The organism is Streptomyces albofaciens JCM 4342 (assembly GCF_008634025.1).
In the GTDB taxonomy this organism is placed as follows: Bacteria; Actinomycetota; Actinomycetes; order Streptomycetales; family Streptomycetaceae; genus Streptomyces; species Streptomyces albofaciens.
Genome location: NZ_PDCM01000002.1, coordinates 1,849,298 through 1,874,877, shown reverse-complemented (window position 1 = coordinate 1,874,877; position 25,580 = coordinate 1,849,298). Strand labels below are relative to the sequence as shown.

Below are 25,580 nucleotides of genomic sequence, written 5' to 3'. Positions count from 1 at the left end.
CCGCCGCCCCGGGGACCTTTGCTGACGATCGGTCAACCGAGCCTGGCGCGGCGGGCGTTGCGCGCCGGTCCGGCAAGGGGCGCATATCCGCCATTCATACGTGGCCGAATGTGGGCCGTGTGCACGGCCGCCCCGGCCATGCGTTCCGCCGTACCGGCCGTACGTTCCGCCGTACCGGCCGTACGTTCCGCCGTACCGGCCGTACGTTCCGCCTATCGGCCGTACGTTCCAGCGCTGCCCCCGCCGTACGTTCCGCTGTCCGCCCGCCGCCTCAGCTCATCCGCAGCGCCAGGAAGAAGTCCAGCTTGTCCTCCAGGCGCGCCAGGTCGCGGCCGGTCAGCTGCTCGATGCGGCCGACCCGGTAGCGCAGGGTGTTGACGTGCAGGTGGAGGCGGGTGGCGCAGCGGGTCCAGGAGCCGTCGCAGTCGAGGAACGCCTCCAGGGTGGGGATCAGCTCGGCGCGGTGGCGGCGGTCGTAGTCGCGCAGCGGGTCCAGGAGCCGGGCGGTGAAGGCACGGCGCACGTCGTCGGGGACGAAGGGCAGCAGCAGGACGTGCGAGGCCAGCTCCTCGTGGCCGGCCGCGCAGACCCGGCCCGGACGGGCGGCGGCGACCCGGCGGGCGTGCCGGGCCTCCTCCAGGGCGCCGCGCAGGCCCTCCGCCGAGTGGACGGAGGCGCTGACGCCGATGGTCAGGCGGCCGTCGTCGCCCAGGCCCCGGGTCAGCGGCTCCTGGACGGCGGCGAGCAGGGCGTCGGCCTGGAGCCCGGCGGTGGACGCGTGGCCGTCCCGCGCGTCGTCGTCCGGCACGGCCGGCAGCGGCACCAGGGCCACCGCCTCGTCGCCGGTGTGCGCGACGGCGATCCGGTCGGACGGGTCGGGCCCGAACGTGCCGGGGTCGACCAGCACCTCCTCCAGCAGCGTCTGCGCGACCGGCCCGCCGGGCACGTCCCCGCCCGTCCACTCGACGCGGGCCACGACGACCTGCCAGTGCGGCGCCGTGCCCAGCCCGGGCAGCAGCACGGGCGCGGCCACCCGGAGCCGGGCCGCGATCTCCGCGGGCGCGGCGCCCGCCTGCACCAGCTCCAGGACCTCCTGGGCGAGGCGTCTGCGCACCGTACGGGCCGCGTCGCGGCGGTCGCGCTCGACGGCGATCAGCTGGGTGACGCCGTGCAGCAGGTCCAGGCGCTCCTCGGCCCAGTCGCCGGCGTCCGCCTCGACCGCCAGCAGCCAGTCGGACAGGACCGTCTCGCGCAGGTCGCGGCCGTTGCCGCGGATCGGGAAGAGGGAGTACGTGGTGCTGCCGAGCGGGAGCCGGTAGGGGCCGCGGCGGCCGGTGCGGGAGGCGGCCAGGTGCTCGCCCGCCAGCCGGGCGCCGGTCTCGGCGGGCAGCTCGGGCCCCGATCCGGCCAGGCTGGACCCGGCGATCTGCCGGCCGGTGGGGGACAGCACCCAGGCGCGCAGGTCCAGGTCGGAGCCGAGCAGCTCCAGGACGGCCTCCGGGCCGCCGCCCGCGGGCCCCGAGGTCATCAGGCGGCGGTGCCGGTCCACCACGGCGGCCAGGTCGCCCGCCCGCTCGCCGGAGACCTGGCGTACGACGTACTCGGTGATCGAGGCGAAGGAGACGTCCTCCACCACGGAGAACAGCGGCAGACGGTGCCGGGCGCAGGCCGCCACCAGGTCCTCGGGCACCGCGCCCAGCTCGGCCTCGCCCGCGGCCAGCCCGGCGACCCCGGCCGCGGCCAGGATGCGCACGAACCGCTCGGAGTCCGCCGGCTCGCGGCGCCAGGCCAGCCCCGTCAGCACCAGTTCGCCGCCGGACAGGTAGCGGCTGGGGTCGCGCAGGTCGGTGGTCATGACCCCGCGCACGGTACGGTCCAGTTCCTCCTCGCCGCCCAGCAGCCGCAGGCCGAGAGTGCCGGTGTCCAGGAGTGCGCGGAGCCGCATGGTCTCTCGCCCGCCGTTCTGTTCTGACTGATGTTGCCGGTGGAATACCGCGAGGTTTCTGCGCCCCGCCTTTCGTTCGAATCTACAAGACATGCGCCGTGGCCAGCCAACCGCTTCATGGTTTCGGTGACTGCACCCGGCGGGTGCGGGGCGCGTTCACTGGGCCCAACCGCGTTGACAGGACAGGAACGGCCCCCGCAGTCGAGGACCGTTGGTCCTCACCGCGGGCAGCGGACGACCCGATTTCGCGAGCGGTGCCCGCGCCGGTGCGTCCGGCGCCCGGACGCACCGAAGATTTCGTAGAAGAGAGCCTCGTATGGACTTCCTTCGCCCCGGCAGCTGGGAGGAGGCGCTCGCCGCCAAGGCCGAGCACCCCACGGCTGTGCCGATCGCGGGCGGCACCGATGTCATGGTCGAGATCAACTTCGACCACCGCCGCCCCGAGTACCTGCTCGACCTGAACCGCGTCGATGACCTGCGGGAGTGGGAGGTGGGCGAGGAGACCGTACGGCTCGGCGCGTCCGTGCCGTACACGCAGATCATGGAGAACCTGCGCACCGAGCTGCCCGGCCTGGCGCTCGCCTCGCACACCGTCGCCTCCCCGCAGATCCGCAACCGCGGCGGTGTCGGCGGCAACCTGGGCACCGCCTCCCCGGCCGGGGACGCGCACCCGGCGCTGCTCGCCTCCGGCGGCGAGGTCGAGGCCGAGTCGGTACGCGGCCGCCGCATGATCCCCGTCGACGACTTCTATCTGGGCGTCAAGCGCAACGCGCTGGAGCCGGACGAGCTGATCCGCGCCGTGCACCTGCCCAAGGCGGACGGACCGCAGCAGTTCTCCAAGGTCGGCACCCGCAACGCGATGGTCATCGCGGTGTGCGCCTTCGGCCTCGCGCTGCACCCGCGCACCCGCACCGTACGCACCGGCATCGGCTCGGCCGCCCCCACACCCGTACGGGCCAGGGCCGCCGAGGAGTTCCTGACGGCGGCCCTGGAGGAGGGCGGCTTCTGGGAGTCGGGGCGGCCCATTCCGCCGTCCGTGGCGAAGCGGTTCGCCGAGCTGGCCACCGGCGCCTGCAACCCGATCGACGATGTGCGCGGCAGCGCGAAGTACCGGCGCCACGCGGTGGGGATCATGGCGCGCCGCACCCTCGGCTGGACCTGGGAGTCCTACCGCGGCAACGAGAGGAGCGCCCAGTGCGCGTGAAGTTCACCGTCAACGGCCGCGAGCAGCAGGCCGACGACGTATGGGAGGGCGAGAGCCTGCTGTACGTGCTGCGCGAGCGGATGGGCCTGCCGGGCTCGAAGAACGCCTGTGAGCAGGGCGAATGCGGCTCCTGCACGGTCCGCCTGGACGGTGTGCCGGTGTGTTCGTGCCTGGTCGCGGCCGGCCAGGCCGAGGGCCGGGAGGTCGTCACCGTCGAGGGCCTGGCCGACTACGCCGAGCAGCGCGCCCAGCACGGCGGCTGCGCCACCGGCGCCTGCGGCTCCGCCGGTACGAGCGTCGACGCCGCCCAGCGCCGGCAGGCCAAGCCCGCCGCCGAAGGGCAGGTCAAGCTCTCACCCGTTCAGCAGGCGTTCATCGACGCGGGCGCCGTCCAGTGCGGCTTCTGCACGCCCGGCCTGCTGGTCGCCGCCGACGAACTGCTGGAGCGCAACGCCCAGCCGTCCGACGCGGACATCCGCGAGGCGCTGTCCGGCAACCTGTGCCGCTGCACGGGCTACGAGAAGATCCTCGACGCGGTACGGCTCGCCGCCGCCCGCGGCGACGCGCGGACCGCCGGAACGGGGGCCTGACCATGAGCGGAGTCACCCGCACACCCACCCACCTGACCCAGGGCGGCACGGCCGACGCGGGCATCGGCGCCTCCACGCTGCGCCCGGACGGCACGCTGAAGGTGACCGGCGAGTTCGCGTACTCCTCCGACCTGTGGCACGAGGACATGCTGTGGGGCTGCACGCTGCGCTCCACCGTCGCGCACGCCGAGATCGTCTCCATCGACACCTCCGAGGCGCTCGCCCAGTCCGGCGTGTACGCGGTCCTCACCTATGACGACCTGCCCACCGAGGTGAAGAACTACGGCCTGGAGATCCAGGACACGCCCGTCCTGGCGCACGGCAAGGTCCGCCACCACGGCGAGCCGGTCGCGCTGGTCGCCGCCGACCACCCGGAGACCGCCCGCCGCGCCGCCGCCAAGATCAAGGTCGAGTACGCCGAGCTGCCGGTGGTCACCGACGAGGCGTCCGCGCTGGCCGAGGACGCGCCGCTGGTCCACGAGAACCGAAAGGATCACCACGCCGGGCACGTACCGCACCCGAACATCGTGCACCGCCAGCCGATCGTGCGCGGCGACGCCGACGCGGCCGCCCGCCGCGCCGATGTGATCGTCTCCGGCGAGTACGTCTTCGGCATGCAGGACCAGGCGTTCCTCGGCCCGGAGTCGGGCCTCGCGGTGCCCGCCGAGGACGGCGGCGTCGACCTGTACGTCGCCACCCAGTGGCTGCACTCCGATCTGCGCCAGATCGCCCCGGTCCTGGGCCTGCCCGAGGACAAGGTCCGCATGACGCTGTCCGGCGTCGGCGGCGCCTTCGGCGGCCGCGAGGACCTGTCGATGCAGATCCACGGCTGTCTGCTCGCACTGCGCACCGGCAAGCCCGTCAAGATCGTCTACAACCGGTTCGAGTCGTTCTTCGGCCACGTCCACCGGCACCCCGCCAAGCTCTGGTACGAGCACGGCGCCACCAAGGACGGCAAGCTCACCCACATGAAGTGCCGCATCGTGCTGGACGGCGGCGCCTACGCGTCCGCCTCCCCGGCCGTCGTCGGCAACGCCTCGTCCCTGTCCGTCGGCCCGTACGCGGTCGACGACGTGGACATCGAGGCCATCGCCCTCTACACGAACAACCCGCCCTGCGGCGCCATGCGCGGCTTCGGCGCGGTCCAGGCGTGCTTCGCGTACGAGGCGCAGATGGACAAGCTCGCGCAGAAGCTGGGCATGGACCCGGTCGAGTTCCGGCAGCTGAACGCCATGGAACAGGGCACCCCGCTGCCCACCGGGCAGGTCGTGGACTCCCCGGCGCCCGTCGCCGAGCTGCTGCGCCGCGTCAAGGCGATGCCGCTGCCGCCGGAGAACCAGTGGGAGACCACCGAGGGCGCCGACGTCCGCGCGCTGCCCGGCGGACTGTCCAACACCACGCACGGCGAGGACGTCGTACGCGGCATCGGCTACGCGGTCGGCATCAAGAACGTCGGCTTCTCCGAGGGCTTCGACGACTACTCGACCGCCCGGGTCCGCATGGAGGTCGTCGGCGGTGTGCCGGTCGCGACCGTGCACACGGCGATGGCGGAGGTCGGCCAGGGCGGCGTCACCGTCCACGCGCAGATCGCCCGTACGGAACTGGGCGTCGACCAGGTCACCATCCACCCGGCGGACACCCGGGTCGGCTCGGCCGGCTCCACCTCCGCCTCCCGGCAGACCTACGTCACCGGCGGCGCGGTGAAGAACACCTGCGAGCACGTGCGCGAACAGGTCCTGGAACTGGGCCGGCGCAAGTTCGGCACGTACCACCCGGCGTGGGCCACCGCCGAACTCCTGCTGGAGAACGGCAAGGCCGTCACCGACGGCGGCGAGGTGCTGGCCGATGTGGCGGACGTCCTGGAGGACGAGGCCATCGACCTCGAACTGGAATGGCGGCACCGCCCGACCGAACCGTTCGACCTGCGCACCGGCCAGGGCAACGGCCACGTCCAGTACTCCTTCGCGGCGCACCGCGCGGTCGTCGAGGTGGACACCGCGCTCGGCCTGGTCAAGGTCGTGGAGCTGGCCTGCGCCCAGGACGTCGGCAAGGCCCTGAACCCGCTGTCCGTGGTCGGGCAGATCCAGGGCGGTACGACACAGGGCCTCGGCGTCGCGGTGATGGAGGAGATCATCGTCGACCCGAAGACCGCGAAGGTGCGCAACCCGTCCTTCACGGACTACCTGATCCCCACGATCCTCGACACGCCGACCATCCCGGTCGACGTGCTCGAACTCGCCGACGAGCACGCCCCGTACGGGCTGCGCGGCATCGGCGAGGCACCCACCCTGTCGTCCACCCCGGCCGTCCTCGCGGCGATCCGGAACGCGACCGGGCTGGAACTGAACCGGACCCCGGTCCGGCCGGAGCATCTCACCGGCACATAGCCGCGCGGGCGGGGCAGCCGTACGGCGGTGCCGTTCACCGCCGTACGGCCGTCCCGCCGCAGGCACCTGGGCCGTCCCCCGGGTCGTGCAGCCGAAGTTCCATCCCAAATCTCGCGCCGCGGTGCGTGCGCGGCGCGAGGGCCCCTATGAACCTTGGGAGTAAGGCACCATGACCCAGCAGTTCCTGGAGCCGAGGACCACGGCGGAAGACGCGGGCGCGGGCACGCGTCAGCCCGCCGGCCGGTCCTGGCTCGACCGGTACTTCCACATCTCCGACAGAGGATCGACGGTCGCGCGCGAGGTGCGCGGCGGCATCACCACCTTCATGGCGATGTGCTACATCCTCCTGCTCAACCCCCTCATCCTGTCGACGCCGGACGCCGGGGAGCACACGCTCGCGAGCGCCGGCGTGGTGACCGCCACGGCCCTGGGCGCGGCGGTCTGCACCCTGCTCATGGGGTTCATCGGCAAGGTGCCGCTGGCCCTGGCCGCCGGGCTGAACGTCTCGGCGGCGCTGACCTCGCAGGTCGTGCCGTACATGACCTGGCCGCAGGCGATGGGCATGTGCGTGCTGTACGGCGTGGTCATCATGCTCCTGGTGGTCACCGGGCTGCGCGAGATGATCATGAACGCCATCCCGCTGGCCCTCAAGCACGCCATCACCATGGGCATCGGCATGTTCGTCGCCCTGCTCGGCCTGGTGAAGGCGGGCTTCGTCGGCAAGGGCACCGGCGGTCCCGTCCAGCTCGGTCTGACCGGGGAACTGTCCGGCTGGCCGGTCCTCTTCTTCGCCGTCACCCTGGTGCTGATCTTCATGCTCCAGGCCCGCAACGTGCCCGGCGCCATCCTCATCGGCATCGTCGTCGGCACGGTCCTGTCCGTGCTCGCCACCACCCTCGGCGGCCTCACCGACAAGGACTGGGGCGGCACCTCGCCCGAGCTGCACGGCAGCGCCGTCGCCATGCCCGACTTCGGGCTCTTCGGGCACGTCGAGTTCGGCGGCTGGGACCGGATCGGCGCGCTCACCGTCGGCATGATCGTCTTCACCCTCGTGCTCGCCGGGTTCTTCGACGCCATGGCCACCATCATCGGCGTCGGTACGGAAGCGAAGCTCGCCGACGACAAGGGGCGGATGCCCGGCCTGTCCAAGGCGCTGTTCATCGACGGCGCGGGCGGCGCGATCGGCGGCGTGGCGGGCGCGTCGGGACAGACCGTGTTCATCGAGTCGGCCAGCGGTGTCGGCGAAGGCGCCCGCACCGGTCTGTCCTCGGTCGTCACCGGCCTGTTCTTCGCCGCCTGCCTCTTCTTCACCCCGCTCACCCAGCTCGTGCCCGCCCAGGTCGCCGCGGCCGCCCTCGTCGTGATCGGCTCGATGATGATGAGTGCCGCCAAGCACGTGGACTGGAGCGACCGATCGGTGTCCATACCGGTGTTCCTCACCGTGGCGCTGATGCCCTTCACGTACAACATCACCGCGGGCGTCGGCGCGGGCGTCATCGCCTACACCGCCATCAAGACCGCGCAGGGCAAGTGGCGGGAGGTCGGCGCCTTCATGTGGGTACTCGCGCTGATCTTCCTCGGCTACTTCGCGCTGCACCCCATCGAGAACTGGCTGGGCGTCAAGTAACGCCCCGCCCCGCACTCACCGTAAGGAGACCGACATGCTGGACATCGCCGACGAGCTGCACCGGTGGGCCCGGCAGGGACGCCCCTTCGCGGTGGCCACGGTCGTGGCCACCAGCGGCAGCGCGCCCCGCCAACCGGGCGCCGCACTGGCCGTCGACAGCGACGGCGCGGCGGTCGGGTCGGTCTCCGGCGGATGCGTGGAGGGCGCGGTCTACGAACTGTGCCAGGAGGCGCTGCGCACCGGCGAAACGGTTCTGGAGCGCTTCGGCTACAGCGACGACGACGCCTTCGCGGTCGGCCTGACCTGCGGAGGCGTCATCGACATCCTGATCACTCCGGTACGGCTGTACGGTACGGAGGGGGCGGGGGACGGCGATGCCGGGACGGAGGGGGCGGGAGACGGCGGCCCGCGCACGGAGACCGGGCCGGGAGGCGGCGGCCCGCGTACGGAGACCGGAGCGGGAAACGGCGGCCCCCGTACGGAAGCCGGGCCGGGAAACGGCACCCCCCGCACCGAGCCCGCGACGGACGCCGCCACCGCCGCCACCACCGCCACCGCCACGACCAGCTCCACCCTCACCACCGCCCTGGCAGCCGCCGCCTCGGGCGAAGCGGCGGCGGTGGCCCGGGTCGTCCGCGGCCCGGCGCACCTCCTGGGCCGCGCCCTGCTGGTACGCCCCGACGGCGGTGTCACCGGCACCCTCGGCGGTCACCCGGGCCTGGACCGCACCGCCGTTCACGAGACCCGCGCCCTCCTGGACGCGGGCCGCACCGCCACCGTCGAGATCGGCGCCGACGGCTCCCGCTGCGGCGAACCCGTCACCCTCCTCGTCGAATCCTCCGTGCCCGCACCGCGCATGATCGTCTTCGGTGCCATCGACTTCGCCGCCGCCCTGGTGCGCGCCGGCAAGTTCCTCGGCCACCACGTCACGGTCTGCGACGCCCGCCCCGTCTTCGCCACCCGCGCCCGCTTCCCCGACGCGGACGAGATCGTCGTCGACTGGCCGCACCGCTACCTCGAAACCCAGGACCTCGACGCCCGCGCGGTGCTGTGCGTCCTGACCCACGACCCGAAGTTCGACGTCCCCCTCCTGGAGCGCGCCCTGCGCCTCCCCGTCGCCTACGTCGGCGCCATGGGCTCCCGCCGCACCCACCTGGACCGCCTGGACCGCCTCCGCGCCGCAGGCCTGACCGAGCTCGAACTCACCCGCCTGCGCTCACCGATCGGCCTCGACCTCGGCGCCCGCACCCCCGAGGAGACGGCCCTGTCCATCGCCGCCGAAATCATCGCCAACCGCCGCGGCGGCACGGGCACGCCGCTGACCGGCGCGCATACGCCCATCCACCACGACGCGCCGGCGCCTCTGGACCGGATCGGGCCGGTCTCGGCGGCGTGAGGAGGCACGCCCCCGCGGACGGATGACCACCGCCAGTACGGCGAACACAAGCGGAACCAGAAGCGCGGTCCGATAGGCGGTGAGCGGGGCGGTGTCGCCGAGGGGCATGGCGGCTGTTGTCGCCGACAGGCCGAGGGCCGCGCCGAACTGGAAGGACGTGTGGAGGAGGCCGCCGGCCAGGCCCTGTTCGCGGTGGTCGACGCCGTCCGTGGCGACGATGGTCAGGGGGCCGTGGACCAGTGCGAAGGCGATGCCGATCAGCAGGAGGCTGGGGAACATCGCCGCGTACGCGCGGTCCGTGCCGAGCGGCAGGAACGCGGCGTAGGCGACGGCCGCCAGCAGCAGGCCGCCGAGGATCACCCGCGCGTTGCCGAACCGCCGGACGAGCCGGGGCGTCAGGACGGGGGCGAGCACCGCGTCGGCGCCCATCGCCAGCATCGCGAGGCTCGTCTGCACCGTCGACCATCCGCGCAGCTCGCGCAGGTACAGCACGACGACGAACTGGAACCCGAAGAACCCGCCGGTGAACAGCAGTCCGGTGAGGTTGGCGCGGACCAGCGAGCACGTACGGAAGATGCCGGGCCGCACCAGCGGGGCGGGGGAGCGCCGCTCGATCCGTACGAAAGCGAGCAGGAGGCCCAGGGAAGCGGCGAGGGCCGCCAGGGTCTGGGCCACCGGGGCGTGCGGGGCGCGCTCGACGCCCAGCACGAACAGGAGGAGCGCGCCGGTCACGGTGAGCGCTCCGGGCAGGTCCAGGTGGGGGCGGGGCGGGCGGCCGCACCCCGGACGCCTGCCCGCCGCACGGGCCGGCTCCGTACGCGGGATCAGCGGCAGCCCCGCGGCGAGGATCAGGGCCGCCAGCACCACCGGGGCGAAGAACACCCACCGCCAGTCGGCCGCCGTCAGCAGGCCGCCGACGATCAGACCGACCGAGAACCCGCCGCCCCCGGTACCCGAGTAGACCAGCAGCGCCTTGGTGCGGTGCGGTCCGGCGGGGAAGCCGGTGGTGATGACCGAAAGCCCGGCGGGCGTCATGAACGCGGCGCACGCGCCCGTCACGAACCGGGCGAGGACGAGCGTCCAGCCGTCGCCGGCGATACCGCCCAGGCCGGAGAAGACGAGGAAGACGCCGAGCGGCAGCAGGAACATCCGCCGCCGTCCGAACAGGTCGGCGGCCCGCCCGCCGAGCAGCATGAAGCCGCCGTAGCCGAGCACATACGCGCTCATCACCCACTGCAACTCGCCGGTGGTCAGGTCGAGTTCGGCGCGGATCGACGGCAGCGCCGCGTTCAGCATGGCGACGTCGATCCCCTCCAGGAAGATCGCGCCGCAGAGGACGAGCAGCACGCCCCAGGTGCGGCCGCTCATGCGGGCGCCGTCCCCGGGCGACGGGGCCGGACCGTCGGACGTCATGGCTCGGTTCCTCCTGTGCTGGTCGGTTACCTCTTGTTACCGACCGCATCTTCCGGCACCGTGTACGGCCATGGAAGAAGGCACTTCGAAGTCACCCGGGCACACCGGAGTAACCCATCCGGCCGAGGCGTGCGGCGACGGCGCGTACGGCGGTGCTCCCGGCGACGGGTGCGACTACGACGCCCGGCAGTGGGACGTACGGGAGGGCTGCGAGGTCCGGCAGATCCTCGACCGGGTCGCCGACAAGTGGTCGCTGCTCGTCATCGCGCTGCTGGACCGCCGCACGCTGCGCTTCACCGAGCTGCGCCGCGAGGTGGACGGCATCAGCCAGCGGATGCTGACGGTCACCCTGCGCCAGCTCGAACGCGACGGCCTCGTCCGCCGTACGGTGCACCCCGTCGTGCCGCCCCGGGTGGACTACGAGCTGACGCCGCTGGGCGCGACCCTGCACGACACGATCCAGGCGCTGGTCACCTGGACCGAGGTGCACCAGAGCGAGATCGCCGAGGCGCGCGCCGCCTACGACCGCCGCGAGCGGGAGGGGTGACCGCGGGGGCGGGCCTCAGCGGGGCGCGTGGAGATCGAGTTCGACGAGCAGCGCCCGGTGATCCGTGTCCGGCAGGTCGAGGAAGCGTGCCGCGTGCGGGCGCAGTGCGTCGCTGACCAGGACGTGGTCGATCTGGGCGCCCAGGACGGGGGTCGTCCGGGACGGCCAGGACGGGGTGCGGGGGTGGCCTGTCCGGCGGGCGCTGTCGCGCAGGCCGGTGTCGAGGAGGGCGCGGAAGGCGGCGTGGTCCTGGCTGGAGTTGAAGTCGCCCGCGATGATCAGCGGTTCGTGGCCGCGGGCGGCGGCCAGGGCGCGCAGGCGGCCGAGTTCGGCGCGCCAGGTGCCCAGGGAGGCGGGCAGCGGCGGCATCGGATGGGCGACCTGGAAGTGCAGCCGCTGCCCGGCGACGGTGACGGCCGCGCGCGGCATGGCCAGTTCGCCCGCGACCGCGCCGTCCCGGGTGAGCGGGAAGCGGCTCAGTACGGCGGAGCCCTCGGCCGCGCCGTACCCCGCGCGCAGGCGGTACGGGTAGGCCGCGCGGACGGGCGCGGAGTCCAGGGCGGCGGCGCAGCGGTCCCGGTCGCACTCCTGGACCGCGACCAGGTCGGGGCGCTCCCGGCGCAGCGTGGCGAGCAGCCCGTCCGTCGCCCGGCCGAATTCGAGGTTGGCGGTCAGCACGCGGAGGCGGGCGAGGACCGGGCCGTGCGGCGCGGGGGCCTCGGCACCGTACGGCCGGACGAACGCGGCCGTGACGAGCAGCGCGGCGGCGGCCCAGAACAGGCCGGGCCGCCAGCGGGCCGCGAGCGACAGCGCCAGGGCGAGCCCGGCGGGTGCCGTCAACCACGGCAGGAAGGCGAGGAGTTGGGGCACGGGTGTCACCCCGTCCGAGCCGGCGGCGCGGAACACCAAGGGCGCGGTGGCGACGAACAGGAGCAGGGCCGCACCGACGCGGGCCGCCCGCCGTCTCCGTGGTGCCCGGCCCGGACCCGTCCCCGTACCGGTGCGCGCGGCCGTGGCGTTTTCCGTCGCCATGGTGACGATGGTGCCGTACCGGCCGGCGGGTGCGAGCCGGATCACACGGGTATTTGGGGAATTCTTGGCCGAAAAGGGGGAGGGAACGGCGGGGCGTATGGCATTATTCGGTGGTGCGGGTGCCGGAACACGCGGCACCGCGTTTGTGTCCGCGCGAGCAAGGAGGTGATCGGGATGAGTCCCGAAGGAAGTCCTTGCCGCAGCGTTGCAGTGGCCGGCTGATCAGTACCGGCTGGTCGGCTGACCGGTGAATTCGCCGTGGGCGACCGGCGGCGGGCGATACGTCCGACGCGCCTCGTCGTCGCATACGGTCCGGTCGGTGTGCCCTGCGTTTTCTCTCCTCCGTGCGGAATGCCCGTACGTCCTGCGCCTGCCGCCGTGCGTCCCGAATGCGCACCGCCGCGTCACGGCGTATTCCGGCGTGCCCGCATTTCCGTGCCTCCGGTAATTCCGTAACTCCGTAATTCACGATCGCCGAATTCCCCGTTCCGGCGCCGCGCGCCACCGGGGCACGCCGTCATGCCGATATGCCGCCGTGTCTCGGCGCCGCCGCGCGCCCGTACGGAGGGAGGTTTCGTCATGACCCACCTGCTGACCCCCGAGAAGCTCGCGCCGCCGGGCCGTCGCCGGGAGCGCCGGGCCGCCGAGCTCGAAGCCCGTACCCGCGCCGTCGGCGCGCACCTGGCCGAGATCGGCGCACGCCCGGTCTCCCGCGTCCTTCAGGACCTGCGCACCGGCCGCGACGGGCTGCTGTACGACAACGCCGTGGCGCGCCTGGAGCGCGAGGGGCCCAACGTCGTCGCGCACGAGCGCGTCCCGCGCTGGTACGTCCAGCTGGCCAAGGCCTTCTGGAACCCGTTCATCCTCGTCCTCGCCGCCCTGGCCGCCGTCATGTACGCGCAGTGGCTCCAGGCCGCGGACACCGAGCCCTTCGACCCGAAGATCCCGATCCTCGGCGCGATGGTGCTGATCAGCGGGCTGCTGCGGTTCTGGCAGGAATACCGCTCGAACAGCTCGGCCGCCGCGCTGCGCGCCCTGGTCACCACGACCACCGCCGTACAGCGCCGGTCCGGCCGGACGCAGGCGCCGGCCACCGTCGAGATCCCCGTCGCGGACGTGGTGCGCGGCGACATCGTCAAGCTGGCCGCCGGCGACCTCGTACCGGCCGACCTGCGGCTGCTGTCCGCCAAGGACCTGATGGTCGCGCAGGGCGCGCTGACCGGCGAGTCGCTGCCCGTCGCCAAGGCCGACACCCCGGCGCGGGACCGCGGCGGGAGCGCCGACCCGGTGGAGGCGGACAACCTGGTGCTGGCCGGCACGTCGGTGACCTCCGGCACCGCGACCGGCGTGGTCGTGGCCACCGGAGCGGACACCTACTTCGGGTCGATGGCCGGTTCGCTGGCCGGTGAGCGGCCGGAGACCGGCTTCGACGTCGGCGTGAAGAAGGTCAGCTTCCTGCTGATCCGCTTCATGCTGGTCATGGTGCCGCTGGTGTTCGTCCTCAACGGGCTGACCAAGGGCGACTGGGCCGAGGCGGTGACCTTCTCGGTGGCCGTCGCGGTGGGGCTGACCCCCGAGATGCTGCCGATGGTGGTGACCACCAACCTGGCGCGCGGCGCGGTCGCCATGGCGCGGCGCAAGGTCGTCGTCAAGCGCCTGAACGCCATCCAGAACCTCGGCGCGATGGACGTGCTGTGCACCGACAAGACCGGCACGCTGACCGAGGACCGCGTGGTCCTGCGCCGCTGCCTCGACGCGTACGGCAGAGAGACGGGCGACGGGAGCGGGGCCGGGGACACGGACCGGGGCGGCGAGGTGCTGGAGTACGCCTACCTCAACAGCCACTTCCAGACCGGTCTGCGCAACCCCATGGACCAGGCCGTCGTCGCCCGGATGCACGAGGCCGAGGAGGTGGTCGTCGACGCCCGCTTCACGCTCGTCGACGAGGTCCCCTTCGACTTCGCGCGGCGCCGGATGTCGGTGGTGCTGCGGCGCGACGGACTCGACGGCCCGGACGAGGGGCACCTCATGGTCACCAAGGGCGCGGTCGAGGAGGTCCTCGCGCTGTGCACCCACCTCGCCGACGGCGGGCGGCGCGTGCCGCTGACCGACGCGCTGCGCCGGCAGGTCGCCGGGGCCGCCGAGGACCACAACCGGCAGGGCCTGCGGGTCCTGGCGGTGGCGACCCGCGAGTTCCCGGCGGTCGGCGACACCTACGACGGCATGGACGGGGAGGCGCACGGCGACACGTACGGCGTCGCCGACGAGGCGGAGCTGACGCTGCGCGGCTTCCTGGCCTTCCTCGACCCGCCGAAGCCGGACGCCGCCGAGGCGCTGCGGGCCCTGGCCGGCAGCGGTGTCGCCGTCAAGGTCGTCACCGGCGACAACGAGGCGGTCGCGGCGCGGGTCTGCGCCGAGGTGGGCATCGAGACGGGCACCGTCGTCACGGGCCCGTACCTGGACCTGCTCGACGAGCCGGACCTGGCCGAACTGGTCCGTACGACCACCGTGTTCGCCAAGGTCAACCCGGTGCAGAAGGCCCGGATCGTGCGCGCCCTCCAGCGGGCGGGGCACACGGTCGGCTTCCTCGGCGACGGCATCAACGACGCCGCGGCGCTGCGCGAGGCGGACGTCGGCGTGTCCGTCGACACCGCCGTGGACATCGCCAAGGAGTCCGCCGACATCATCCTCCTGGAGAAGGACCTGACCGTCCTCGGCCAGGGCGTCCTCCAGGGCCGCCGGACCTTCGGCAACACCATCAAGTACATCAAGATGACGGCCTCCTCGAACTTCGGGAACGTCTTCTCGGTACTGGCCGCCTCCGCGTTCATCCCCTTCCAGCCGATGCTGGCGACCCAGCTGCTCGTACAGAACCTCTGCTACGACATCTCGCAGCTCGCCACGCCCTGGGACCGGATGGACGAGGAGTACCTGCGCAAGCCGCGCGCCTGGGACGCCCGGGGCATCGGGCGCTTCATGCTCGTCCTGGGACCGACCAGCTCGGTCTTCGACATCACCACGTTCCTGCTGATGTGGCACGTCTTCGGGGCGGACAGCGAGGCGCACCAGGCGCTGTTCCAGTCCGGCTGGTTCGTCGAGGGGCTGCTGACGCAGACGCTCGTGGTGCACATGCTGCGCACCCGCCGCATCCCGTTCGTGCGGTCCCGGGCCACCTGGCCGGTGCTGCTGATGACCGCCCTGGTCATGGCGTTCGGCATCGCCCTGCCGTTCTCGCCGCTGGCCCCGGCACTCGGCATGCAGGCGCTGCCGCTCGGCTACTTCCCGTGGCTGGCCGGGACGCTGCTGGCGTACTGCCTGCTCACCCAGGGCGTGAAGACCTGGTACATCCGCCGGTTCAACACCTGGCTGTGAACCGCCGATGAGAAAGGGGGCCGCCCCCGGGCGGCCCCGCACCGGCGCACGAGGAGGAGCGCGGATCATGGTGAACGAGTGGCAGCTGGCCGCGAACATCGCGGCCGGCCTGGGCTTCGGGGCGATCATCGGCCTGGAGCGGCAGTGGCGCGCCCGGATGGCGGGCCTGCGCACGAACGCGCTGGTCGCCGCCGGTGCCGCGCTCTTCGTCCTGCTCTCGCAGTACGGCTTCGCGGCGGCTACCAGCACCACGGGCTACGACGGTTCGCGGGTCGCCGCGCAGATCGTCTCCGGCATCGGCTTCCTCGGCGCCGGCGTCATCATGCGCGACGGGCTGAACGTCCGCGGCCTGAACACCGCGGCCACGCTCTGGTGCTCGGCCGCGGTCGGCGCCCTGGCGGGAACCGGGCTGTACGTGGTCGCGGCGCTCGGCACGGCCGGGGTGGTCGGCGCCAACCTGGTGCTGCGCCCGCTGGGCCGCCGGCTGGACCGGGAGCCCGGCGGCGGCGCCGAGGTCGCCACCGACTACTACTTCGAGGCGGTGTGCACCGAGCCCGAGGAGGCCCACATCAGGGCGCTGGTCGTACAGGCCGTCAGCCGGCCGGGCTTCCGGCTGCGGGCGGTGCACAGCCGGGACGACGGCACCGGGCAGGCGGACGACGGTACGCCGGCGAAGGTCACCGTCGCCGCCGAGCTGACCACCGAGCGGCGCGACGACAGCCTGCTCGAAGAGGCCGTCAGCAGGCTCTCGCTGGAGCCCGCGGTGTCGGCCGTGAGCTGGACCGTCCTGAACCACCCGGACGGCGGCGAGGAGGACTGCGCCGGGAACTTCGGCGACGGCTACCGGGACCGGCCGCCCCGGAAAACCGGATGACGGCGCGCGGGGCCCGGGTTAGCGTCGCGGGGTGACCACGGACATCCGGGACATCCCCGAAGCACACCTCGACCGGGCCCTGGAACTCGCCGACCTGGCCTTCCACGCGAAGACCGGGGACGCCGCCCGTAAGCGCCAGCGCGAAATGCTGCTGGACTGCGAACGGGTGGGCGCGTACGACGGCGAGGAGATCGTCGGCTTCACGGCGGCGCACCGTCTGGGCCTTTCCGTACCGGGCGGCGAACTGCCCGCCGCCGAACTGGACTTCGTCTCCGTCGCGCCCACCCACCGGCGGCGCGGTGTGCTCACCGGCATGCTGGACGAGCTGTGGCGCCGGTGCGCCGCCGGCCGCCGCCCGCTGGCCTGCCTGTGGGCGTCGGAGGACGCGATCTACGGCCGCTTCGGCTTCGGCCCGGCCACCGAGGCGTACGCCGTCGAGATCGACTCCAGCCGCCCCCTGGACCTGCGCATCACGCCCGACCGGCGCCCGCTGCGGCTGCTCGCGCCCGAGGCCGCGGTACCGGTGATCGCGCCGCTGTACCAGGCGAGCCGGGCGCGGCGCGCCGGACTGCTCGTCCGCGACGAGGCGTGGTGGCGGCGCTCGGTGCTCGCCCAGGACGAGGACGACGATGACGACGACGGCCCGGCGCGCATCGTCGTCCTCGGCGACAAGGGCGCGCCCGCCGCCGGATACGTCATCTACCGGGTGGGGGAGAAGGGCGCCGTCACCGTCCAGGAGATGGAGGCGGCCGACGCGCCCGCCGCCGCGGCCCTCTGGACGTACCTCGCCTCCATCGACCTGACGCGCAAGGTGCGCGCCTGGGTGGCCGCCGACGACCCGCTGCTGCTGTTCGCCGCCGACCGCGACCAGGTGCGCGTCACCGGCCAGTGGCCCGCGCTGTGGCTGCGGCTGGTGGACGTGGCGGAGGCGCTGACCGCCCGCTCCTGGGCGGCGCCCGCCGACCTGGTGCTGGAGGTGCGCGACGCCACGCTGCCCGCCAACGCCGGCCGCTTCCGGCTGACCGCGGACCCGTCCGGCGCCACGTACGAGCCCGCCGGCGCCCCGGCCGACCTGGCCCTGGACGTACGGGACCTGGCGTCCTGCTACCTGGGCGGCACCCCGCTGCGGCGGCTGGTGCGGGCCGGGCTGGTGGAGGAGCGCACGCCCGGCGCGGCCCGGCTGCTGGACGCCGCGCTGGAGACGGAGCACCTGCCGTTCACGGGCGAGGACTACTGAGCCGACCGCCCGGAGGGCCACTGAACCGCCGGGAGGGCCCCTGAGGGGCGGTCGGCTTCCGGCCTCCGCGTTCCGCGAGAATGACCCCGTACGGACGGACGGGGGAGGGCGGCGTGGAGCTGCGGCAGGTGCGGTATTTCGTCGCGGTCGCGCAGGAACTGCACTTCGGGCGGGCCGCCGAGCGGCTGCACATCGTGCAGTCGGCGGTCAGCCAGCAGGTGCGGCGGCTGGAGCGGGAGGTGGGCGCGGACCTGTTCGACCGGTCGGCCCGGCAGGTACGGCTCACCGCCGCCGGAGAACGGTTCCTGCCCGAGGCACGGGCCCTGCTCGCCGCGGAGGAACGCGCGCTCGCCGTCGTCGCCGAGCTGATCGGCACGCGGCGCGGAGCCCTGCGGCTCGGGACGAGCGCGGGCCTGGGCGACCACCTGGACCGGGTCCTGGACGCCCTGTCCCGTACCGCCCCCGGCCTCGGTGTCCACCTGGTCTCCGCGCCGACGCGCGAACGCCTGGACCGGGTGGCCAAGGGCGAGCTGGACGCCGCGTTCGTACGGGACACGGACAGCGTCGGCACGGACAGCGGCGGTACCGGCGGCGCGCTCCGCCACGTACCGCTGTGGCCGGACCCGCTCGTCGCCGTCCTGCCCGCCGCGCACCCCCTCGCGGCCCCCGGGCCGGGGGAGGGCGAGGGCGTGGACCTGGCCGAGCTGGCCGCCGTACCGCTGCGCCTGACCGCCCGCCGCACCAATCCGGCCCTCGTCGACCGCGTCCTGTCCGCCTGCCACGAAGCGGGCTTCGAGCCCGTGCCGGTACCGGGCCCGCCGGGCGGCTCGCTCCAGGACAGCCTGGCCGCGATCGGTGCCGCCGGGCCCGCCGACCCGTCCTGGACCGTGGTGTACGCCGCGCACGCCCGCCAACTGCGCACCCCGCGCGTCGCCTTCCGCCCCTTCCGTACGCCCCTCACGCTCACCACCTCGCTGGCCGTGCACCGCACCGCGCCGCCCGCGTGCCTCGACGCGCTGCTCGCGGCGTGTGCGGCCGCCGCACACGATCTCGATCCGTGATCGCAGCGAGCGCGGACTGCTTCTTGGTCGCGGGGCCCGCTCCGGATGAACTGGGGACCTGCGGAAGAGCCGCCCGGAAAGGCCGGGCGGCCGCCGCCGTGAGGGGAGTTCCGCCATGCCCGTCGTCACCGTTCAGCAGGGCCCGCGCAGCACCGAGCTCAAGCGCGAGCTGGTCCGGCAGATCACCGACGCGTTCGTGGACACGCTGCACGTACCCGCCGAGAGCGTGCAGGTGTGGATCCACGAGGTGCCCACCGACAGCTGGGGCTCGGCCGGGAAGCTGACCGCCGACAAGTAGGCGGGGCGGCCGGAAACGGCGGCGCGGCGCGGTGGCCGGAAGTCACGGCACCGCGCCGCGCCGCCGTTTGCCCGCCGTGCCCCCGGGCACCCGGCGCCGTGTTGCGACTCCCGAACGTGCGAAGGAGCTCTCCATGACCGACATCTGGGGCTACCCCGCCTCCGCCGGGCACACGGCGGGCACGGACCTCGTCGGGTACAAGGTCGAGGCCACGGACGGCAGCATCGGCAAGGTCGACAAGCACTCCGACGAGGTGGGCGCCGCCTGGATCGTGGTGGACACCGGCGTATGGATCTTCGGCAAGAGCGTCCTGCTGCCGGCCGGTGTCATCGCGTCGGTGGACAACGCCGAACGCAAGATCTTCGTCTCCCGCACCAAGGAAGAGATCAAGAACTCGCCGGAGTTCGACAAGGAAAAGCACCTCGGCAACCCCGATTACCACGAACAGCTCGGGCGCTACTACCAGCCGCATCACACGTGACACCACGCGCCACGCGCGGGTCCGGCCGGACACCCGGCCGGACCCGCGCCGCGTTCGGCGGAAGGGCTACGGCAGCACCCCCGCCCGCCGCGCCGCCACCACCGCCTGAAGGCGGGAGTGCACGCCCAGTTTGCGCATGGCCGAGCGCAGATAGCTCTTGACCGTCTCCGGGCGCAGACCCAGCCGCTCCGCCGCCACCGCGTTGGTCGCGCCGGTGGCCACGCACGCCAGGACGTCCACCTCGCGCGGTGCCAGCGGGACCGTGTCCTGCGTGCCGTGGCCGGGGGAGGACGCCGCCGCCAGCCGTCCGCAGGCCGCTAGCAGCTCCCGGCGCAGGGCCGGGTCCGCGATGCGCTGGGCCAGCGCGCGCAGCTCGCCGTGCGCCTCCCGCACTTCCTCCCACACCGCCGGGTCGGCGGCGGCCGGCTGCCGGGCGACCGACAGCAGCCGCTGGGCCTCGTCCTGGAGCAGCAGGGCCTGTTCCAGTTCCCGGGCGACCGCCATGGCGGCGGACAGCGAGCGGTCGCCGAGCTGTACGGGGTGCCGCAGTGCCCCGTACAGGACGCCGCGCACCCGGCGGCGCACCACGACCGGCACCGCGAGCACGGAACACAGGCCCTCGGCCGCCACGGCCGCGTCGTACTCGTGGCTGATCACGGGGGAGGAGCGGTAGTCGGTCACCGCGAAGGGCCGGGTGAGCGCCGCGGCCTTGCCGCCGAGGCCGTTGCCGTGCCGGATGGCGAGCCCGTGCAGCACGGCGGACCTGGTGCCCGCCAGCTCGCCGATGCGGTAGCGGCCGGTGCCGGACCGCAGCCCGCCGAACGCCACCGGCAGCCCACTCGCCCGCCGCAGCCGCGACAGCGCCGCCCGTATGTCCACGGACCCGCCGGACTCTGACTCGACCCGCACGCCGAAACCTCCGCTTCCCCCCGTTCGGGGGTGGTGAGACCTGCGTCACTGATTACACGATGGCGGTAGGCGGTGCGGCAATGAGGAGGACACATGGCGGACACGGAAGAGACCGGTGTGATGGGTGGTACGGGTGATAAGGGCGGGGTTGTGCCCGTTGCGGGGGTGGCGGGTGCGGCGGATCCCTCGGGCGCCGTAACGGGTGCCGACGCCACCGGCACCGGCCCGACCGCCGCGTTCCGCGCGGCCCGGGACTTCCTCCTGCGCCACCGCGAGGACTACGACGGCGCGCGCGAGGGCTTCACCTGGCCCCGCCCCGCGTACTTCAACTGGGCGCTGGACTGGTTCGACCGCATCGCCGACGGCAACGGCCGCACCGCCCTGCACATCGTCGAGGAGGACGGCACCCACACCCGCCGCACCTTCGACGAGCTGCGCCGCCGCTCGAACCAGGCCGCGAACTGGCTGGCCGCGCAGGGCGTACGCGCCGACGACCGGATCGTGGTCATGCTCGGCAACCAGATCGAGCTGTGGGAGACCGCCCTCGCCGCGATGAAGCTGCGCGCCGTGGTCATCCCCGCCACCCCGCTGCTCGGCCCGCTCGACCTCGCCGACCGCGTCGGGCGCGGCCGGGCCCGGCACGTGCTCGTACGGGGCGCCGACATCGGCAAGTTCGCCGACGTGCCCGGCGACTACACCCGGATCGCGGTCGGCGGCGGCGCGGAGGCCGCGGCGGCGGGCTGGCTCGCCTACGAGGACGCGTACTCCGCCGCCGAGACGTACGAGCCCACGGGCCCCACCCACGCCGACGACACCCTGATGCTCTACTTCACCTCCGGCACCACGGCCCGCCCCAAGCTGGTCGAGCACACCCACACCTCGTACCCCGTCGGCCACTTGGCGACGATGTACTGGATCGGCCTGAAACCCGGCGACGTCCACCTGAACATCTCCTCGCCGGGCTGGGCCAAGCACGCCTGGTCCAACCTCTTCGCGCCCTGGAACGCCGAGGCCACCGTCTTCATCCACAACTACACCCGCTTCGACGCGGCCCGGCTGATGGCCGAGATGGACCGCGCGGGCGTCACCAGCTTCTGCGCGCCGCCCACCGTCTGGCGGATGCTCATCCAGGCCGATCTGACGGCGCTGAAGAACCCGCCGCGGGAGATCGTCGCGGCCGGAGAGCCGCTCAACCCGGAGATCATCGAGCGGGTGCGGGAGGTGTGGGGCGTCACCATCCGCGACGGCTTCGGGCAGACCGAGACCGCCGTCCAGGTCGCCAACACCCCGGGACAGCCCCTCAAACCGGGCTCCATGGGCCGCCCCCTGCCCGGCTTCGAGGTCGTGCTGCTGGACCCGGTCACCGGCGAGCCCGCCGACGAGGGCGAGATCGCCCTCGACCTGTCGGCCCGCCCGGTCGGCCTGACCACCGGCTACCACGGCGACCCGGACCGCACCGCCGAGGCGATGGCCGGCGGCTACTACCGCACCGGCGACATCGGCTCCCGCGACGCGGACGGCTACATCACGTACGTGGGACGGGCCGACGACGTGTTCAAGGCATCTGATTACAAGATTTCACCCTTCGAGCTGGAGAGCGCACTCCTGGAGCACGAAGCGGTGGCCGAGGCCGCCGTGGTGCCCGCGCCCGACCCCGTCCGGCTGGCCGTGCCCAAGGCGTACGTGGTGCTGGCGGCCGGCTGGGAACCTGGACCCGAGACCGCGGCGGTGCTCTTCGCCCACTCCCGGGCGGTGCTCGCCCCGTACAAGCGCGTACGGCGGCTGGAGTTCGCGGACCTGCCCAAGACGGTCTCGGGCAAGATCCGTCGCGTGGAACTGCGCGAGCGCACCGCCGAGGAGGGCGGGGGCGCCGCCGAGTACCGAGAGGAAGACCACCGATGACCGACATGAGCAGGCCACCGGGCCACCCGCCGGGACCCCGGGAGAGCGGTGCGGCGGGTCGCCAGCCGGCGTACGCCCGGGGCGACAGCGGCCGGCCGCTGCTCGACCGCACCATCGGCGCCGACCTGGAGCGCGCGATCAGCCGCTTCGGGGACCGCGAGGCGCTGGTGGACGTGGCGGGCGGCCGCCGCTGGACGTACGCGGAGCTGGGGCGGGCGGTGGACGAGGTGGCGCTCGGCCTGCTGGCCAAGGGCGTGCGCAAGGGCGACCGGGTCGGCATCTGGGCGCCCAACTGCCCCGAGTGGGTGCTGGTGCAGTACGCCACCGCCCGCATCGGCGCCATCATGGTCAACATCAATCCGGCCTACCGTGTCCACGAATTGGCGTATGTGCTCAAGCAGGCCGGGATGAGCGTCCTGGTCTCCGCCGTCGCCCACAAGTCCAGCGACTACCGGCGGATGATCGAGCAGGTGCGGGCCGAGAGCCGGGCGCTGCGCGACGTGGTCTACATCGACGACCCGACCTGGGACGGGCTGCTGGCGGCGGGCGCCGGGGTGCCGCACGAGCGGCTGGCGGCCTGCGCGAAGGAACTGTCGCCGCACGACCCGGTCAACATCCAGTACACCTCCGGCACCACCGGTTTCCCGAAAGGCGCCACCCTCTCCCACCACAACATCCTCAACAACGGCTTCTGGGTGGGCGAGACGGTCGGCTACACGGAACACGACCGGGTCTGTCTGCCGGTGCCCTTCTACCACTGCTTCGGCATGGTGATGGGCAATCTGGGGGCCACCTCGCACGGCGCGTGCATCGTCATCCCGGCGCCCGCCTTCGACGCGGCGGCCACCCTGCGCGCCGTCGAGCAGGAGCGCTGCACGTCCCTGTACGGCGTGCCGACCATGTTCATCGCCGAACTGGACCACCCGGACTTCGCCACGTTCGACCTGTCGTCGCTGCGCACCGGGATCATGGCGGGCTCGCCGTGCCCCGAGGAGGTGATGCGGCGGGTCGTCTCCGAGATGCACATGGCCGAGGTCTCCATCTGCTACGGCATGACCGAGACCTCGCCGGTCTCCACCCAGACCCGGCGCGACGACGACCTGGCGCACCGCACCGGCACGGTGGGCCGGGTGCTGCCGCACATCGAGGTCAAGGTGGTGGACCCGGCGACCGGCGCGACCGTGCCGCGCGGCGAGCCGGGTGAGCTGTGCACCCGCGGCTACAGCGTGATGCTGGGCTACTGGGAGGAGCCGGAGCGCACCGACGAGGCGATCGACGCGGAGCGCTGGATGCACACCGGCGACCTCGCGGTGATGAACGACGACGGCTATCTGCGGATCGTCGGCCGCATCAAGGACATGATCATCCGGGGCGGGGAGAACGTCTACCCGCGCGAGATCGAGGAGTTCCTCTACACCCACCCGAAGATCGCGGACGTGCAGGTGGTCGGCGTGCCGGACGCCAAGTACGGCGAGGAGATCGCCGCCTGCGTCATCCTGCGCGACCCCGCGGCCGGCCTCACCCGCGACGAGCTGGCCCGCTTCTGCCGCTCGCGGCTGGCGCACTACAAGGTCCCGCGCTACGTCCACGTCCTCGACGCCTTCCCGATGACCGTCAGCGGCAAGGTCCGCAAGATCGAGCTGCGGGAACGGCTGGCGGCGCGGCTGGCGGCGGAGGCGGAGGCGACGGCGGCGCCGGTACGCCCGACGGGCGCGGGCGCCGCGGGGCCGGTCGAGGCCGCCCAGACGTAACGGGCCGTCAGCCGCGGTACGGCCGGGCCGCGCACCACCGGGGGACGGGGATCAGGCGTGGCCCGGCCAGTCCAGCGCCAGCTGCCGGGCGCGCGGCAGCCGCGCCACGATCAGGTCGTACGAATCCTCGATCATGTCGAGGACGAGCCGGTCGTCCAGCGCCCCCGTCAGCGTGACCGTGTTCCAGTGCCGCTTGTTGAGGTGGTGACCCGGCACGATCTCGGGGTGCGCGGCGCGCAGCCGCTCGGCCAGCTCCGGGTCGCACTTCAGGCTCACGGTCAGCGGCACGGCGTCCAGGGTGGTCAGCGCGAAGATCTTTCCGCCGACCTTGAACGTGGACACCTCCGGGTGCCGGGGAAACGGGAACTCCTCGACCGCTCCGTTGAAGTCCAGACACACGGCCCGCAGCCGCTTGGCATCGAACATGCAGGCATTATGGCGCGCTGTCCGGTCCGGCCCCGGGCCCGGCCGCCGCACCGGGGCTCCGCCCGGCACCGCCCGCAGCCGCTCAGACCGGCGCGGGCGGCAGCGGTACGGCGGTCAGCACGGCGGAGACCAGTACCACCGCCGCCAGCGCCACCAGCTCCGCGCGGGCCGGCCGGGTGGCCGCGCCCGGCACGGCCGCCTCCCGCCGCAGCCGTCCGCGCGCGGCCAGCGCCAGCCCGCTCACGAGCAGGACGAGCACCAGCTTGGCCAGCAGCACCCGCCCGTACCCCGTGGCGAGCGTCTCCGCGAGCGGCAGCCGGCGCAGCGTGCTGCACACGCCGGTCGCGGTGATCGCGGCGAACAGCAGCGCCGCCGGCCGCGCGTACCGCGTCAGCAACTCCCGGCCGGCCGCCGCGTCGTGCCGCCACCGCCACCGCGTCCGCAGCACGTACAGCAGCCCGCCGGTCCACAGCGCGGTCGCCGTCAGGTGCACGAGGGTCAGAGCCGTACCGGTCTCCGGGGTGTACGGCTCGGGATGGGCCCGCAGCGCCTCGCCGAACACGATGGCCGCCAGCGGGACGGCCGCCCACCCCGGGCGTCCGGAAGCGGCGCACAGGGCGGCCAGCAGGAACGCGTTGGCCTCCAGCAGCGCGAGCAGGCCGGGCCGGGTGCCGTACGCCTCGACGAGGGCGGGCCCGGACAGCCCCGCCACCGGCGAGCCGCTCCCCGCCACCAGCAGCAACTGCCCCACCGCCGCCGCCACCCCCGCCCACGCGGCCCGCACCGCCCACGGCCGCGGCAGCCCCGCCGGAGCCCCGGCCACCCGCCGCGCCAGCCGCACCCCCGCCAACTCCCCGAGGTGCACGCACAGCGCGGCCAGCAGCACCGCGCGCAGCAGCGCGGTGGCCCCGTCCCCGGGTAATCGGACCTCGTACGACTCGTCGACCACGAGCCCCGTACCGAGCAGCGGCACGAGGACGACGACGGCGGCGGACGCGGCCAGGGCGAGGACGCGCCGGGCGGGGGACAGGGGAGCGGGCGGCGCGCACGTCCGGCCGACGGCGAACGGGCCGGACGGGCGCCGGGAGGCCGGCTGCGGCGGATTCATCGGTGGCTTCATCCGGCGAT

General features: G+C 73.5%; 19 protein-coding genes and 1 pseudogene. 14 read left to right on the top strand and 6 right to left on the bottom strand.

Annotated features, from left to right (window positions below; genetic code table 11):
* Nucleotides 1–271: 271 nt before the first annotated feature.
* The gene (locus CP973_RS28410; protein ID WP_150246762.1) at nt 272–1,945 is read right to left on the bottom strand and encodes a PucR family transcriptional regulator; all 1,674 of its coding nucleotides are present in this window, start codon (nt 1,943–1,945) and stop codon (nt 272–274) included.
* A gap of 316 nt (nt 1,946–2,261) precedes the next feature.
* Between CP973_RS28410 and CP973_RS28405 the strand changes: the two genes are divergently transcribed.
* From CP973_RS28405 to CP973_RS28385, 5 genes are all read left to right on the top strand, one after another.
* Nucleotides 2,262–3,149 (top strand): FAD binding domain-containing protein, encoded by an 888-nt coding sequence (locus CP973_RS28405; RefSeq protein WP_150246761.1) that lies wholly within the window; start codon nt 2,262–2,264, stop codon nt 3,147–3,149.
* Nucleotides 3,140–3,739: a (2Fe-2S)-binding protein gene (locus tag CP973_RS28400; RefSeq protein ID WP_150246760.1), complete on the top strand. Its 600-nt coding sequence runs from the start codon at nt 3,140–3,142 to the stop codon at nt 3,737–3,739. Before CP973_RS28405 ends, CP973_RS28400 begins: the two co-directional genes overlap by 10 nt.
* A 2-nt stretch (nt 3,740–3,741) precedes the next feature.
* A complete protein-coding gene (locus CP973_RS28395; RefSeq protein WP_150246759.1) occupies nt 3,742–6,126 on the top strand; it encodes a xanthine dehydrogenase family protein molybdopterin-binding subunit in 2,385 nt (794 codons plus the stop codon).
* A 169-nt stretch (nt 6,127–6,295) separates the two neighbouring features.
* Nucleotides 6,296–7,753: an NCS2 family permease gene (locus tag CP973_RS28390; RefSeq protein ID WP_150246758.1), complete on the top strand. Its 1,458-nt coding sequence runs from the start codon at nt 6,296–6,298 to the stop codon at nt 7,751–7,753.
* Between the two features lie 34 nt (nt 7,754–7,787).
* Nucleotides 7,788–9,149 (top strand): XdhC family protein, encoded by a 1,362-nt coding sequence (locus CP973_RS28385; protein WP_150246757.1) that lies wholly within the window; start codon nt 7,788–7,790, stop codon nt 9,147–9,149.
* On the opposite strand, the pseudogene CP973_RS28380 reads toward CP973_RS28385, so the two are convergent.
* A pseudogene (locus CP973_RS28380) lies at nt 9,150–10,517 on the bottom strand (MFS transporter); the annotation flags it as partial.
* Between the two features lie 115 nt (nt 10,518–10,632).
* On the opposite strand from CP973_RS28380, the gene CP973_RS28375 reads away from it, so the two are divergent.
* The gene (locus tag CP973_RS28375) at nt 10,633–11,109 is read left to right on the top strand and encodes a winged helix-turn-helix transcriptional regulator (RefSeq protein WP_150246756.1); all 477 of its coding nucleotides are present in this window, start codon (nt 10,633–10,635) and stop codon (nt 11,107–11,109) included.
* A gap of 15 nt (nt 11,110–11,124) precedes the next feature.
* Here the strand turns inward: CP973_RS28375 and CP973_RS28370 are convergent, their stop codons facing one another.
* Nucleotides 11,125–12,141, bottom strand: coding sequence for an endonuclease/exonuclease/phosphatase family protein (locus CP973_RS28370; RefSeq protein ID WP_150246755.1), 1,017 nt, complete (start codon nt 12,139–12,141; stop codon nt 11,125–11,127).
* A 579-nt stretch (nt 12,142–12,720) separates the two neighbouring features.
* On the opposite strand from CP973_RS28370, the gene mgtA reads away from it, so the two are divergent.
* The 6 genes from mgtA (at nt 12,721) to CP973_RS28340 (ending at nt 19,464) form a co-directional block, all read left to right on the top strand.
* A complete protein-coding gene (gene mgtA / locus CP973_RS28365; RefSeq protein WP_150246754.1) occupies nt 12,721–15,513 on the top strand; it encodes a magnesium-translocating P-type ATPase in 2,793 nt (930 codons plus the stop codon).
* A gap of 67 nt (nt 15,514–15,580) precedes the next feature.
* Nucleotides 15,581–16,387 carry an MgtC/SapB family protein gene (locus tag CP973_RS28360; protein ID WP_150246753.1) on the top strand — a complete coding sequence of 269 codons (807 nt, stop codon included), beginning with the start codon at nt 15,581–15,583 and terminating at the stop codon, nt 16,385–16,387.
* Nucleotides 16,388–16,418: 31 nt separating this feature from the next.
* Nucleotides 16,419–17,624, top strand: coding sequence for a GNAT family N-acetyltransferase (locus tag CP973_RS28355; protein ID WP_150246752.1), 1,206 nt, complete (start codon nt 16,419–16,421; stop codon nt 17,622–17,624).
* Nucleotides 17,625–17,737: 113 nt separating this feature from the next.
* Nucleotides 17,738–18,685, top strand: a complete 948-nt coding sequence (locus tag CP973_RS28350) for a LysR family transcriptional regulator (RefSeq protein WP_150246751.1) — start codon at nt 17,738–17,740, stop codon at nt 18,683–18,685.
* A 115-nt stretch (nt 18,686–18,800) separates the two neighbouring features.
* On the top strand, nt 18,801–18,983 hold the full coding sequence (dmpI, locus tag CP973_RS28345) for a 4-oxalocrotonate tautomerase DmpI (RefSeq protein ID WP_150246750.1): 183 nt from the start codon (nt 18,801–18,803) through the stop codon (nt 18,981–18,983).
* A gap of 133 nt (nt 18,984–19,116) precedes the next feature.
* Nucleotides 19,117–19,464: a PRC-barrel domain-containing protein gene (locus CP973_RS28340; RefSeq protein WP_150246749.1), complete on the top strand. Its 348-nt coding sequence runs from the start codon at nt 19,117–19,119 to the stop codon at nt 19,462–19,464.
* Between the two features lie 66 nt (nt 19,465–19,530).
* Here CP973_RS28340 and CP973_RS28335 read toward each other — a convergent pair whose 3' ends face one another.
* Nucleotides 19,531–20,373, bottom strand: a complete 843-nt coding sequence (locus tag CP973_RS28335) for a helix-turn-helix domain-containing protein (protein ID WP_150246748.1) — start codon at nt 20,371–20,373, stop codon at nt 19,531–19,533.
* Between the two features lie 93 nt (nt 20,374–20,466).
* Here CP973_RS28335 and CP973_RS28330 point away from each other — a divergent pair, with 93 nt between their 5' ends.
* Together CP973_RS28330 and CP973_RS28325 are read left to right on the top strand one after the other, a co-directional pair.
* Complete coding sequence (locus CP973_RS28330) at nt 20,467–22,275, top strand: AMP-binding protein (RefSeq protein ID WP_244410051.1); 1,809 nt, start codon at nt 20,467–20,469, stop codon at nt 22,273–22,275.
* The gene (locus CP973_RS28325) at nt 22,272–24,026 is read left to right on the top strand and encodes an AMP-binding protein (RefSeq protein ID WP_150246747.1); all 1,755 of its coding nucleotides are present in this window, start codon (nt 22,272–22,274) and stop codon (nt 24,024–24,026) included. Before CP973_RS28330 ends, CP973_RS28325 begins: the two co-directional genes overlap by 4 nt.
* Nucleotides 24,027–24,077: 51 nt before the next feature.
* Here CP973_RS28325 and CP973_RS28320 read toward each other — a convergent pair whose 3' ends face one another.
* Together CP973_RS28320 and CP973_RS28315 are read right to left on the bottom strand one after the other, a co-directional pair.
* Nucleotides 24,078–24,452, bottom strand: a complete 375-nt coding sequence (locus CP973_RS28320; RefSeq protein WP_150246746.1) for an MmcQ/YjbR family DNA-binding protein — start codon at nt 24,450–24,452, stop codon at nt 24,078–24,080.
* 82 nt (nt 24,453–24,534) lie between these two features.
* Nucleotides 24,535–25,572: a CopD family protein gene (locus CP973_RS28315; protein ID WP_244410050.1), complete on the bottom strand. Its 1,038-nt coding sequence runs from the start codon at nt 25,570–25,572 to the stop codon at nt 24,535–24,537.
* Nucleotides 25,573–25,580 lie beyond the last annotated feature (8 nt).

Coding starts and splice junctions, on each gene's coding strand:
- CP973_RS28330 (WP_244410051.1), top strand. CDS start 20,467: ATGGCGGACACGGAAGAGACCGGTGTGATGGGTGGTACGGGTGATAAG.
- mgtA (WP_150246754.1), top strand. CDS start 12,721: ATGACCCACCTGCTGACCCCCGAGAAGCTCGCGCCGCCGGGCCGTCGC.
- CP973_RS28390 (WP_150246758.1), top strand. CDS start 6,296: ATGACCCAGCAGTTCCTGGAGCCGAGGACCACGGCGGAAGACGCGGGC.
- CP973_RS28325 (WP_150246747.1), top strand. CDS start 22,272: ATGACCGACATGAGCAGGCCACCGGGCCACCCGCCGGGACCCCGGGAG.
- CP973_RS28395 (WP_150246759.1), top strand. CDS start 3,742: ATGAGCGGAGTCACCCGCACACCCACCCACCTGACCCAGGGCGGCACG.
- CP973_RS28375 (WP_150246756.1), top strand. CDS start 10,633: ATGGAAGAAGGCACTTCGAAGTCACCCGGGCACACCGGAGTAACCCAT.
- CP973_RS28320 (WP_150246746.1), bottom strand. CDS start 24,452: ATGTTCGATGCCAAGCGGCTGCGGGCCGTGTGTCTGGACTTCAACGGA.
- CP973_RS28385 (WP_150246757.1), top strand. CDS start 7,788: ATGCTGGACATCGCCGACGAGCTGCACCGGTGGGCCCGGCAGGGACGC.
- CP973_RS28315 (WP_244410050.1), bottom strand. CDS start 25,572: ATGAAGCCACCGATGAATCCGCCGCAGCCGGCCTCCCGGCGCCCGTCC.
- CP973_RS28410 (WP_150246762.1), bottom strand. CDS start 1,945: ATGCGGCTCCGCGCACTCCTGGACACCGGCACTCTCGGCCTGCGGCTG.
- CP973_RS28340 (WP_150246749.1), top strand. CDS start 19,117: ATGACCGACATCTGGGGCTACCCCGCCTCCGCCGGGCACACGGCGGGC.
- CP973_RS28360 (WP_150246753.1), top strand. CDS start 15,581: ATGGTGAACGAGTGGCAGCTGGCCGCGAACATCGCGGCCGGCCTGGGC.
- CP973_RS28370 (WP_150246755.1), bottom strand. CDS start 12,141: ATGGCGACGGAAAACGCCACGGCCGCGCGCACCGGTACGGGGACGGGT.
- dmpI (WP_150246750.1), top strand. CDS start 18,801: ATGCCCGTCGTCACCGTTCAGCAGGGCCCGCGCAGCACCGAGCTCAAG.
- CP973_RS28405 (WP_150246761.1), top strand. CDS start 2,262: ATGGACTTCCTTCGCCCCGGCAGCTGGGAGGAGGCGCTCGCCGCCAAG.